The sequence below is a fragment of the Paenibacillus sp. FSL K6-4396 genome (assembly GCF_038002525.1).
In the GTDB taxonomy this organism is placed as follows: domain Bacteria; phylum Bacillota; class Bacilli; order Paenibacillales; family Paenibacillaceae; genus Paenibacillus; species Paenibacillus amylolyticus_B.
This window is the reverse complement of record NZ_JBBOCR010000001.1, coordinates 140,085-152,416: the sequence shown is the minus strand read 5'-3', so window position 1 is coordinate 152,416 and position 12,332 is coordinate 140,085. Positions and strand designations below refer to the sequence as shown.

At 48.5% G+C, this 12,332-nt stretch carries 6 protein-coding genes, 10 tRNA genes and 3 rRNA genes; all 19 read right to left on the bottom strand.

Annotated features, from left to right (window positions below):
- Positions 1 to 79: 79 nt before the first annotated feature.
- The 19 genes from MHB85_RS00760 to MHB85_RS00670 all read right to left on the bottom strand — a co-directional run bounded on the left by MHB85_RS00760 (position 80) and on the right by MHB85_RS00670 (position 12,295).
- A complete protein-coding gene (locus tag MHB85_RS00760) occupies positions 80 to 622 on the bottom strand; it encodes an acyltransferase (protein WP_036616162.1) in 543 nt (180 codons plus the stop codon).
- Entirely contained in the window at positions 619 to 1,275 is a 657-nt protein-coding gene (gene ppaX, locus MHB85_RS00755; RefSeq protein ID WP_091012000.1) for a pyrophosphatase PpaX, read from the bottom strand. Before ppaX ends, MHB85_RS00760 begins: the two co-directional genes overlap by 4 nt.
- 6 nt (positions 1,276 to 1,281) lie before the next feature.
- Complete coding sequence (gene lgt / locus MHB85_RS00750; protein WP_076320055.1) at positions 1,282 to 2,307, bottom strand: prolipoprotein diacylglyceryl transferase; 1,026 nt, start codon at positions 2,305 to 2,307, stop codon at positions 1,282 to 1,284.
- 121 nt (positions 2,308 to 2,428) lie between these two features.
- A complete protein-coding gene (gene hprK / locus MHB85_RS00745) occupies positions 2,429 to 3,367 on the bottom strand; it encodes an HPr(Ser) kinase/phosphatase (protein ID WP_091011999.1) in 939 nt (312 codons plus the stop codon).
- A gap of 419 nt (positions 3,368 to 3,786) precedes the next feature.
- Positions 3,787 to 4,914: an ABC transporter ATP-binding protein gene (locus tag MHB85_RS00740; protein WP_017691279.1), complete on the bottom strand. Its 1,128-nt coding sequence runs from the start codon at positions 4,912 to 4,914 to the stop codon at positions 3,787 to 3,789.
- Positions 4,915 to 5,017: 103 nt separating this feature from the next.
- Entirely contained in the window at positions 5,018 to 6,235 is a 1,218-nt protein-coding gene (locus tag MHB85_RS00735) for a PucR family transcriptional regulator (protein ID WP_341072231.1), read from the bottom strand.
- Between the two features lie 120 nt (positions 6,236 to 6,355).
- A tRNA-Lys gene (locus MHB85_RS00730) sits at positions 6,356 to 6,428 on the bottom strand.
- A gap of 7 nt (positions 6,429 to 6,435) precedes the next feature.
- Positions 6,436 to 6,521: transfer RNA gene (locus tag MHB85_RS00725), tRNA-Tyr, on the bottom strand.
- Between the two features lie 12 nt (positions 6,522 to 6,533).
- Positions 6,534 to 6,606, bottom strand: a tRNA-Phe gene (locus tag MHB85_RS00720).
- 21 nt (positions 6,607 to 6,627) lie between these two features.
- Positions 6,628 to 6,705: transfer RNA gene (locus MHB85_RS00715), tRNA-Asp, on the bottom strand.
- 9 nt (positions 6,706 to 6,714) lie between these two features.
- Positions 6,715 to 6,790, bottom strand: a tRNA-Thr gene (locus MHB85_RS00710).
- Positions 6,791 to 6,795: 5 nt separating this feature from the next.
- A tRNA-Val gene (locus MHB85_RS00705) sits at positions 6,796 to 6,871 on the bottom strand.
- 9 nt (positions 6,872 to 6,880) lie between these two features.
- A tRNA-Met gene (locus tag MHB85_RS00700) sits at positions 6,881 to 6,957 on the bottom strand.
- Positions 6,958 to 7,000: 43 nt separating this feature from the next.
- Positions 7,001 to 7,092: transfer RNA gene (locus MHB85_RS00695), tRNA-Ser, on the bottom strand.
- 81 nt (positions 7,093 to 7,173) lie between these two features.
- A 23S ribosomal RNA gene (locus tag MHB85_RS00690) occupies positions 7,174 to 10,101 on the bottom strand.
- A gap of 207 nt (positions 10,102 to 10,308) precedes the next feature.
- Positions 10,309 to 10,384, bottom strand: a tRNA-Ala gene (locus MHB85_RS00685).
- A gap of 22 nt (positions 10,385 to 10,406) precedes the next feature.
- A tRNA-Ile gene (locus tag MHB85_RS00680) sits at positions 10,407 to 10,483 on the bottom strand.
- 36 nt (positions 10,484 to 10,519) lie between these two features.
- Positions 10,520 to 10,636: ribosomal RNA gene (gene rrf, locus MHB85_RS00675) — 5S ribosomal RNA — on the bottom strand.
- Between the two features lie 106 nt (positions 10,637 to 10,742).
- A 16S ribosomal RNA gene (locus tag MHB85_RS00670) occupies positions 10,743 to 12,295 on the bottom strand.
- The 16S, 23S and 5S rRNA genes sit together here with 10 tRNA genes alongside, the layout of an rRNA operon.
- Positions 12,296 to 12,332 lie beyond the last annotated feature (37 nt).

Below are 12,332 nucleotides of genomic sequence, written 5' to 3'. Positions count from 1 at the left end.
TATTTATATACGAAAAAAGCTGCCATAAGCAGCTTTTTACTTCAACCTTCAACCCATCTTCATTCATTACTTTATTGACTCAATGCACACTACCCTGAGAAGAATCATCCGTGTTAAAGACAGTCTCTTCCGTAGAAGCTGCCGCACGGGATAGATCACGTAGTGGATTGCCACCAACAAAAGCCCCTGGTGCAACATCCTTATGTACGACTGCTCCAGCAGCTACAACCGCTCCATCCCCTATGGTTACCCCAGGCAGAATCGTTGTATTGGCACCAATCAGTACATTTTCCCCGATAATGACCTCGCCCAGCCTGTACTCCTTAATGAGATACTCATGAGCCAGAATCGTTGTGTTGTAACCGATGACCGAGTTTTCGCCGACCGTTATTTTCTCCGGAAAAAACACATCCACCATCACCATCAGGCCAAAGGCCGTGTGTTTTCCCACCTTCATCCCCAGCATTCGGCGATAAATCCAGTTCTTCACTGATAGGATCGGACAGTAACGTGACAACTGGATCCAGATAAAATTACGAACGCCCTTCCACGGACTCACTGTCTTGTAGATATGCCAAAGTGCATTCTGGTCCTCTACCGGATAGCGGGTTACTTTTCTCATGAACGTCCCGTTTCAATACGGATGAGTTTCAACAAGTCTCTCATGTCGTGCAACATATGATCGGGACCATATCCGTTCAGGATTGTTTCCCCTTTAAGAGACCATGCAACCCCCGCCGAGAGTGCGCCCGCATTTTGTGCCGATTGGATATCCACCGGACTGTCACCTACCATCAACGTTTTAGTAGGATCTGCACCCAGTTCCGTCATGGCCTTCAGTACAGGTTCAGCATGTGGCTTCGGATTCGTCACATCGGTCACGGTTACAATTGTTTTCATATATTTCAGTAGATCAAAACGTTCTAGCACCTTTAATGTAGATGGACGAATTTTGGTTGTGACCACACCCATAACAATGCCCGCCTGATGCAGCGCCTCTACTACCTCAATGACATGTGGAAAAGGTCTAACCATCGCTTCATGATGAATATCATTATAAGCACGGTAACCTTTCACGTACTCGGAGACTTCCTCCTGGCCAGAGAAGGTACGCATTTGCTGCTCCAGTGTGCCACCCATATGTGGAATGATCTGTTCCCGAGTCCATGGAGCTGAATGCTCCCATCCTCCCATGACATGCTGGAATGAGCTGATAATCAACTCATTGGTATCAATAATCGTTCCGTCCAGATCAAACAATACCGTGTCAATCATGTTGCATTACTCCTTTTTATCATCAACTTGCTTGGATTCATCTTTGGCTGGAGGTGTTACCTTATTCTCTTTGCCAGCAACTGTTCCCGTATGCTCCATATCATCTGAGGTAACTTTGGACGATACAATCGGATCACTATAACGAACATCTGCTTTACCTGTCACTCTTCTCACCACAATGAATACAACAGCAACAATAATGATACCAATCGCCAGCAGTTGCGAGATTCTTACGTTACCGTAAGCAGGATCAAGATATCCTTGTTCAAAGCCCATTGCAGTCATTGGAGACCACAGCCCGTTCACTAATGAAGCAACCCATTGCGGAGCCTGGAAGCCAAGACTGTCCGTACGTAGAGCTTCAATGAAGAAACGACCGATAGAGTACCAGATGAAATAAGACATAAACAGTTCACCTGAACGGAGAAACTTCTGACGACGCAGAACCAAGAGCAAGACCAGGCCAACGAGACTCCACATCGATTCATACAAAAATGCAGGATGGTGGAATACACCCTCTACGTTCATTTGATTCACAATAAAGTCCGGCAGATGAAGCTTGTCTCTCAAAAATGATTCTTCCACAGGACCGCCGTAGGCTTCCTGATTCACAAAGTTCCCCCAGCGTCCGATCAACTGTCCAACGAGCAGTCCAGGCGCACAGATATCGGCCATACGCCAGAAGTTATATCCTTTACGACGGAAGAAAATAACTGCACAGATGATTGCACCAATAAGGGCACCATAGATGGCAATACCGCCATTCCATATTTTAAAGACATCCCAGAAGTTATCCTTATAATCCTCCCACTTAAATGCTACGTAGTAGATGCGGGCACCAATGATGGCAGAAGGTACACCCAGCAGGACCATGTCCATGAACACTTCCTGTGGAATGTTGTAGCGTTTGCCCTCCCGGATCACGAGCAGCAGTCCTATAAGTGCCGCAGCACCAAGAATAAGCCCGTACCAGTGAACCTTTAACGCTCCAATAGAGAACGCAATCGGGTTCAACAGTAATAATGTATCCATTCATTCACACTCCTATTTATTCAATCAATCGCACGCATGACGAATGGTTGGCATACACTGCGCCTTAAGAGAAGCAGTACATGTCAACCATTTATCTTCATTTCCTTGTATAAAATGTTTCTTAATCCATGTCTTCCATATCTTCCGAGATGGTTGCTGTCAGCTTGTTCGTGAATTGCAGTGCAGCATTCAAACCCATCTGTTTCAGGCGATAGTTCATACCTGCCACTTCAATAATAACCGCCAAGTTCCGTCCCGGACGAACAGGAATCGTAACGAGAGGCACATCTGTATCAATGATACGTGTAGTCTCTTCATCCAGACCCAGACGATCATATTGTTTATCCTGCTGCCATGCTTCCAGACGTACAACCAAGGTAATACGTTTGTTATTCCGAACTGCACCAGCTCCGAACAATGTCATGACGTTGATAATACCAACACCTCGAATTTCGAGCAAATGGCGGATCAATTCAGGTGCAGTACCGTGGAGCTGAAAATCTGACGTTTGGCGGATCTCTACCGCATCATCGGCAATCAGTCGGTGTCCACGTTTCACCAGTTCCAGTGCTGTTTCACTCTTACCAATACCGCTACTACCCGTGATGAGCATGCCTACGCCATAGACATCACAAAGTACACCGTGAATGGTTGCTGTTGGTGCTAATTTCCCCTCCAAAAACCCGGTGATCCGGCTGGACAGAATCGTTGTTGCCATATTACTGCGTAATACAGCCAGGTCCCGTTCTTCACTGATATCAATCAGTTCTTGCGGCACTTCAAGTCCGCGCGTTACAACGATACAAGGCGTCTCTTCTGTACAAAGACGTTGCATACGATCACGCCGCTCTTGCTCAGGTAACATTGCAAAGAAAGCTAACTCCGTTCTTCCAAGTAGCTGTACCCGTTCTTGTGGATGGTATTCAAAATAACCGGCCATTTCCAGACCAGGACGGTTCAGGTCATCTACCGTAATGACTCTTTTCAATCCGTGAGATCCAGAAACAACCTCCAACTGAAATTGCTGCACCAGTTCAGATACTTTCACTTTTTTCGCCATTTGTCTCTTCCTTTCAGCATTAGCTGTCCCTCTATGTACATCAGATCGTGTATCAGTTATTTCCATTATTAGCGCATTCACAACATGGGGTACAGAATGCATACCCTTCCAACAGTCGATTCTCTCAAATAAATGAAGACAGACCTTCAAATAATCTTAAATGAATTCCGGGATGAATGCAATCGCAGCCTCCGACAACCATTAGTAAGAAAAGTCTTCTGATCGAAGTACCTTCTGGGATACTACATTCGCAGTTTACCGGCCGTTTTTCTTGCGGTTATTTATCCTTCAACTCCTCCGAAACTTATAATTCCAATAATCTTAAAAAAAGCCCCTTCCAGCAATAACGGAAGGGGCTCTCATTACAATGTATAATTGCGTTAACTTTCAGGTTCCATCGTCACCGAGGAATCCCAGTATTATTTGTCTTGAAGAAGTACGTTCACTTCAGTCTCTTTATCAAAGATATGAACTTTGTTCATGTCGATGGCCATTTTAACTGTGGAACCATCACGAGTGTTAGAACGTCCGTCTACACGTGCGATCGTTGTATCATTACCAACACCGCTCAAGTAGAGGAGCATTTCGTGACCCAGGTTCTCTGTAACATCTACGTGTGTAGAGAATACAGAGTTCGGGGATGCTTCCAGGAATACTGGCTCTTCGTGAATATCTTCTGGACGAACACCCAGAATCACTTCTTTGCCAATGTATCCTCTAGATTTCAACACTTGTGCTTTACCTTGCGGGATTTCAACATCCACACCAGGAGCTATGAAATGCATGCTAGTACCTTGCTCAGCGAGTTTACCTGAGATAAAGTTCATTGTCGGGGAACCGATGAAACCAGCTACGAACAGGTTAGCCGGCAGGTTATACAGCTCTTCCGGAGAAGCTGCTTGTTGGATGATACCATCCTTCATAACAACGATCCGATCACCCATCGTCATTGCTTCGATCTGGTCATGCGTTACGTAGATAACTGTTGTTTCCAAACGTTTAGCCAGTTTAGTGATTTCCGCACGCATCTGACCACGAAGTTTAGCATCCAAGTTGGAGAGAGGCTCATCCATCAAGAAGACTTGTGGATCACGGACAATCGCACGTCCTAGAGCGACACGCTGACGTTGACCACCGGACAATGCCTTAGGTTTACGCTCAAGCAAATGCTCGATATCCAGGATTTTAGCTGCTTCACGTACACGTTTGTCGATCTCGTCTTTTTTAACCTTACGCAATTTCAAACCAAATGCCATGTTTTGATATACGCTCATATGCGGATACAAGGCATAGGATTGGAATACCATCGCGATATCGCGGTCTTTAGGTGCAACATCATTAACGACACGGTCACCGATATAGAGTTTACCTTCAGAAATTTCCTCAAGGCCTGCGATCATACGCAGTGTTGTTGATTTACCACAACCGGACGGGCCTACCAGTACCAGAAATTCTTTATCTTTAATGTCCAGGTTAATGTCAACTACAGTTGCTTTATCAGAACCCGGGTATTTTTTGAAAATATGCTCTAAACGTACTCCAGCCATGATTGTTGCCTCCTCAGAGATCATTTTGTAATCGAATACAATTTGTATTTTTATAATACCCTATCTACGTGAGGTTTGACTATTCGCAAACTGCACAAAAATATCAATGCTTTTTCGTCACTTTGTACATTAGTAGTAAAAACTGCACTAGAACAGCACTTTCGAAGTGCCTCACATCGTAACCAATCTCCTGTTTGATCTTGTCCAGACGATAAACCAACGTATTACGATGAATGAAAAGTCGTTTCGCTGTCTCGCTGACATTACAGTCCAGGCTAAAAAAGGTTTCCAGCGTAGCAAGTGTCTCACTGTCATTGAAGATTACCGTGTCTTTGCCTGTTTCCTGTATAAACCGTGTACGTTGTTCATCAGGAATGCTCGCTACCAACCGCTCCAGGTGAAGATCCCATGGGAGATGAATATGCTGCGTGACATGGAATGCTCTCCCCAAGTGAACACTTTCTTTAAGAAGAGTTGTGACCGATACAAGTTGTTGTGCAGGAATGCATGGCAGAGATGCAGACAGATGGAACACCCCAGCCCACTCACTGGCAACCAATTCATGCAACCCCAGACAAAAAGCGTTCAGTGAATCCTTTTTGGCCTCCGTTGTATCTTCCTCTGCTTCTTCTGTAACAATTTCTTTATCACCCATGAAGATCCACTCTTGCTCCCCCAAAGGAATCAAGACAATTTCCTCGCCAAAGTAACTCTCAAGCAACTTGTTGAGTTCCTTGGATCGTAAACGATGTGCATCCGGTGTATCCCCTTGCAGCAAGAACAGAATCTTCTCAGCATTTAATCCTGCAGGCACCACAAAGCGATCAGGAACCGCTTCAGATTCCTGCTTGGTTGGTTGTTCGATCTGCTCTTTAAGCCAGAGACCCAATTCAGTCAAATACTGCTCTCTATCATTCTCATATACAACAGGTTGTACCTCATCGGGTAGAGCCGTGTTAGTACGGATTAAAAGCTCAATCAATTGTCGTGTTTCCACGGTAATAGATTTTTCAGGGCATCCCCAACACACGGCAGTCTCTTCTTGCTCATTCATCCGAACCTTAAAAAAGATACGCTTTCCCGTATTCAAACTGATTACATCGGCTGAACTTGGAGATGTAGATTGAACAGATAACTCCTGACGCTCACCCTCATCACCAACGGTCTCTAAATTCTCATGATGACCAACCAGATTAGCAACGGATTGCGTCCATTCTTGTATTGTAATTTCATATTCGTCCAAAGTTGTGCCTATAATGACTTCAATTTGCTGTTTTAGATCAGGTATGAGCTTCATATAATGAACGTCACCACTCTGCATGTTTTCTATTAGTTTATCATATCTTGCCCAGCATTAATAAATATCCATATTGAGTTAAAATCAAATAACAAAAAAAGAGCAACTAATCAAATTAATGATTAATCACTCTTTTCTTAAAGATGAGTCATGAAGGGCTCGAACCTTCGACACCCTGATTAAAAGTCAGGTGCTCTACCAACTGAGCTAATGACTCATAAAACTGGTGGAGGATGATGGATTCGAACCACCGAACCCGTACGGGAGCAGATTTACAGTCTGATGCGTTTGGCCACTTCGCTAATCCTCCAGGGATTAAAGGTGGCTCGGGACGGAATCGAACCGCCGACACGAGGATTTTCAGTCCTCTGCTCTACCGACTGAGCTACCGAGCCATATTTAATTTTTAGGATTAATGGCGGAACCGACGGGATTCGAACCCGCGATCTCCTGCGTGACAGGCAGGCATGTTAGGCCAACTACACCACGGTTCCAGGCATTAATGGTGCCGGCGAGAGGACTTGAACCCCCAACCTACTGATTACAAGTCAGTTGCTCTACCAGTTGAGCTACACCGGCGTATATGGTGGAGGCTGAGGGGATCGAACCCCCGACCCTCTGCTTGTAAGGCAGATGCTCTCCCAGCTGAGCTAAGCCTCCTGGGTAATATGGTAGCGGCGGAGGGGATCGAACCCCCGACCTTACGGGTATGAACCGTACGCTCTAGCCAGCTGAGCTACACCGCCATATTAATTGTGTTTTGATTGCTTGTCCATCTTTAGGTAAAGATGGCGGAGAGAGAGGGATTCGAACCCTCGCACCGCTTACGCAGTCTAACCCCTTAGCAGAGGGTCCCCTTATAGCCACTTGGGTATCTCTCCGAATAACAATCATCAACATCATTCAAGGATTGCTCCCTGAAAACTAGATTCGAAACGAAACATGCGAATTATCACTTGCTATTGGATAAGCCCTCGACCGATTAGTACTGGTCAGCTCCATGCATTGCTGCACTTCCACCCCCAGCCTATCTACCTCGTCGTCTTCAAGGGGTCTTACATACTGGGAAATCTCATCTTGAGGGGGGCTTCACGCTTAGATGCTTTCAGCGTTTATCCCGTCCGTACATAGCTACCCAGCGGTGCTCCTGGCGGAACAACTGGTACACCAGCGGTACGTCCATCCCGGTCCTCTCGTACTAAGGACAGCTCCTCTCAAATTTCCTACGCCCACGACAGATAGGGACCGAACTGTCTCACGACGTTCTGAACCCAGCTCGCGTACCGCTTTAATGGGCGAACAGCCCAACCCTTGGGACCTACTTCAGCCCCAGGATGCGATGAGCCGACATCGAGGTGCCAAACCTCCCCGTCGATGTGGACTCTTGGGGGAGATAAGCCTGTTATCCCCAGGGTAGCTTTTATCCGTTGAGCGATGGCCCTTCCATGCGGTACCACCGGATCACTAAGCCCGACTTTCGTCCCTGCTCGACTTGTAGGTCTCGCAGTCAAGCTCCCTTATGCCTTTGCACTCTTCGAATGATTTCCAACCATTCTGAGGGAACCTTTGGGCGCCTCCGTTACTCTTTAGGAGGCGACCGCCCCAGTCAAACTGCCCACCTGACACTGTCCCCGCACCGGATTACGGTACCAGGTTAGAACCTAGATACGATCAGGGTGGTATCCCAACGTTGCCTCCACAGAAGCTGGCGCTCCTGCTTCAAAGGCTCCCACCTATCCTGTACAGATCGTACCCAAATTCAATATCAAGCTGCAGTAAAGCTCCATGGGGTCTTTCCGTCTTGTCGCGGGTAACCTGCATCTTCACAGGTATTAAAATTTCACCGGATCTCTCGTTGAGACAGCGCCCAAGTCGTTACGCCATTCGTGCGGGTCAGAATTTACCTGACAAGGAATTTCGCTACCTTAGGACCGTTATAGTTACGGCCGCCGTTTACTGGGGCTTCGGTTCACAGCTTCGGGATTACTCCCTAACCACTCCCCTTAACCTTCCAGCACCGGGCAGGCGTCAGCCCGTATACTTCGCCTTACGGCTTCGCACAGACCTGTGTTTTTGCTAAACAGTCGCTTGGGCCTTTTCACTGCGGCCCCCTCGTGCTATTCACACTACCGGGGCACCCCTTCTCCCGAAGTTACGGGGTCATTTTGCCGAGTTCCTTAACGAGAGTTCTTCCGCGCGCCTTAGAATACTCTTCTCGCCTACCTGTGTCGGTTTGCGGTACGGGCACCTTCACCTGGCTAGAGGCTTTTCTTGGCAGTGTGAGATCATGACCTTCGCTACTACAATTTTCGCTCCCCATCACAGCTCAGCCTTACAATGTGCGGATTTGCCTACACATCAGCCTTACTGCTTAGACGGACATCCATCAGTCCGCGTCACTACCCTACTGCGTCCCCCCATTGCTCATAACGGCTTACGGTGGTACAGGAATTTCGACCTGTTGTCCTTCGACTACGCCTTTCGGCCTCGCCTTAGGTCCCGACTTACCCTGAGCGGACGAGCCTTCCTCAGGAACCCTTAGGCTTTCGGCGGATCAGATTCTCACTGATCTTTTCGTTACTCATACCGGCATTCTCACTTGTATAATGTCCAGCGCTCCTTACGGTACACCTTCAACCCTTATACAACGCTCCCCTACCCCTGATGCATTGCATCAAGCCATAGCTTCGGTGGTGTGTTTAGCCCCGTTACATTTTCGGCGCAGAGTCACTCGACCAGTGAGCTATTACGCACTCTTTCAATGGTGGCTGCTTCTAAGCCAACATCCTGGTTGTCTGTGCAACTCCACATCCTTTCCCACTTAACACACACTTGGGGACCTTAGCTGATGGTCTGGGCTGTTTCCCTTTTGACAATGGATCTTAGCACTCACTGTCTGACTCCCGGAAGTAAGTCTATGGCATTCGGAGTTTGACTGAGCTTGGTAACCCTTGCGGGCCCCGCACCCAATCAGTGCTCTACCTCCACGACTCTGTTTTCCGAGGCTAGCCCTAAAGCTATTTCGGGGAGAACCAGCTATCTCCGAGTTCGATTGGAATTTCTCCGCTACCCCCACCTCATCCCCGCATTTTTCAACATGCGTGGGTTCGGGCCTCCAGTGCGTGTTACCGCACCTTCACCCTGGACAGGGGTAGATCACCCGGTTTCGGGTCTACGTCCACGTACTAAGTCGCCCTATTCAGACTCGCTTTCGCTGCGGCTCCGGCTCTTCACCTTAACCTTGCACGGGAACGTAACTCGCCGGTTCATTCTACAAAAGGCACGCCATCACCCCTAAAACGGGCTCTGACTTTTTGTAAGCACACGGTTTCAGGTTCTATTTCACTCCCCTTCCGGGGTGCTTTTCACCTTTCCCTCACGGTACTGCTTCACTATCGGTCGCTAGGAAGTATTTAGCCTTGGCAGATGGTCCTGCCGGATTCATACGGGGTTTCACGTGCCCCGCACTACTCGGGATCCGTCTCGGAGGGAACAGACTTTCAACTACAGGGCTTTTACCTTCTTTGGCGGGCCTTTCCAGACCTCTTCGCTTAACCGGTTCCTTTGTAACTCCATGTGAGACGTCCCACAACCCCAAAGAGCAAGCTCCTTGGTTTGGGCTTCTCCGCGTTCGCTCGCCGCTACTGACGGAATCACTATTGTTTTCTCTTCCTCAGGGTACTTAGATGTTTCAGTTCCCCTGGTATGCCTCTGCACAACCTATGTATTCAGTTGTGAGTAACTGGAAATTACCCCAGCTGGGTTTCCCCATTCGGACACCCCCGGATCAAAGCTTGCTTACAGCTCCCCGAGGCAGTTTCGTTGTTCGCCACGTCCTTCATCGGCTCCTAGCGCCTAGGCATCCTCCGTGTGCTCTTAGTAGCTTAACCATTTTGTTCCGGTTTCGACTGCTTGCTTCCCTTGTTTTGCTTGCGCAAAGCCAAAAGTCGCTCCCATTCGATACCATCACAAAAGCAATTTAACTACCTTTATAAACACTTCACTTGTTTACACAAGATCAGCTTAAAGGAATGTTCTAATTCGCGTTTGTTTCGTTTCGATATCTAGTTTTCAAAGAACAAACTTGTAATCATTTTTGGTGGAGCCAAGCGGGATCGAACCGCTGACCTCCTGCTTGCAAGGCAGGCGCTCTCCCAGCTGAGCTATGGCCCCGTATAAAGTTTAAAGGTATAGATGGTGGGCCCTGGTGGACTCGAACCACCGGCCTCACCCTTATCAGAGGTGCGCTCTAACCAACTGAGCTAAGGGCCCACATTATATATACTATTTGAACCCAAAATGGGTTACGCTTGGCGGCGTTCTACTCTCCCAGGACCCTGCGGTCCAAGTACCATTGACGCTGAAGGGCTTAACGGTCGTGTTCGGGATGGGAACGTGTGGAACCCCTTCGCTATCGCCACCAAACGTTTGAGAGTTTGAGCTCTCAAAACTGAGCAACGAGTGAGTAACTAGCCGACCTGACTAGATTTTGTATTTGAATGTTTCCGTTGCAGGAAACGATTCTCCATAGAAAGGAGGTGATCCAGCCGCACCTTCCGATACGGCTACCTTGTTACGACTTCACCCCAATCATCTATCCCACCTTCGGCGGCTGGCTCCTTGCGGTTACCCCACCGACTTCGGGTGTTATAAACTCTCGTGGTGTGACGGGCGGTGTGTACAAGACCCGGGAACGTATTCACCGCGGCATGCTGATCCGCGATTACTAGCAATTCCGACTTCATGCAGGCGAGTTGCAGCCTGCAATCCGAACTGAGACCGGCTTTGTTGGGATTGGCTCCATCTCGCGATTTCGCAGCCCGTTGTACCGGCCATTGTAGTACGTGTGTAGCCCAGGTCATAAGGGGCATGATGATTTGACGTCATCCCCACCTTCCTCCGGTTTGTCACCGGCAGTCTATCTAGAGTGCCCACCCGAAGTGCTGGCAACTAAATATAAGGGTTGCGCTCGTTGCGGGACTTAACCCAACATCTCACGACACGAGCTGACGACAACCATGCACCACCTGTCTCCTCTGTCCCGAAGGAAAGATACATCTCTGTACCGGTCAGAGGGATGTCAAGACCTGGTAAGGTTCTTCGCGTTGCTTCGAATTAAACCACATACTCCACTGCTTGTGCGGGTCCCCGTCAATTCCTTTGAGTTTCAGTCTTGCGACCGTACTCCCCAGGCGGAGTGCTTAATGTGTTAACTTCGGCACCAAGGGTATCGAAACCCCTAACACCTAGCACTCATCGTTTACGGCGTGGACTACCAGGGTATCTAATCCTGTTTGCTCCCCACGCTTTCGCGCCTCAGCGTCAGTTACAGCCCAGAGAGTCGCCTTCGCCACTGGTGTTCCTCCACATATCTACGCATTTCACCGCTACACGTGGAATTCCACTCTCCTCTTCTGCACTCAAGTCACCCAGTTTCCAGTGCGATCCGGGGTTGAGCCCCGGGATTAAACACCAGACTTAAATGACCGCCTGCGCGCGCTTTACGCCCAATAATTCCGGACAACGCTTGCCCCCTACGTATTACCGCGGCTGCTGGCACGTAGTTAGCCGGGGCTTTCTTCTCAGGTACCGTCACCTTGAGAGCAGTTACTCTCCCAAGCGTTCTTCCCTGGCAACAGAGCTTTACGATCCGAAAACCTTCATCACTCACGCGGCATTGCTCCGTCAGGCTTTCGCCCATTGCGGAAGATTCCCTACTGCTGCCTCCCGTAGGAGTCTGGGCCGTGTCTCAGTCCCAGTGTGGCCGATCACCCTCTCAGGTCGGCTACGCATCGTCGCCTTGGTGAGCCGTTACCTCACCAACTAGCTAATGCGCCGCAGGCCCATCCCCAAGTGACAGATTGCTCCGTCTTTCCAGTTTCCTTCAGGCGAAGAAAACAATTATTCGGTATTAGCTACCGTTTCCGGTAGTTGTCCCAAACTTGAGGGCAGGTTGCCTACGTGTTACTCACCCGTCCGCCGCTAAGTATCAAGGAAGCAAGCTTCCTATCAACTCCGCTCGACTTGCATGTATTAGGCATGCCGCCAGCGTTCGTCCTGAGCCAGGATCAAACTCTCCAATAAAGTATTGAAAAGAGCGATAAGCTCATTTTGAATCTGA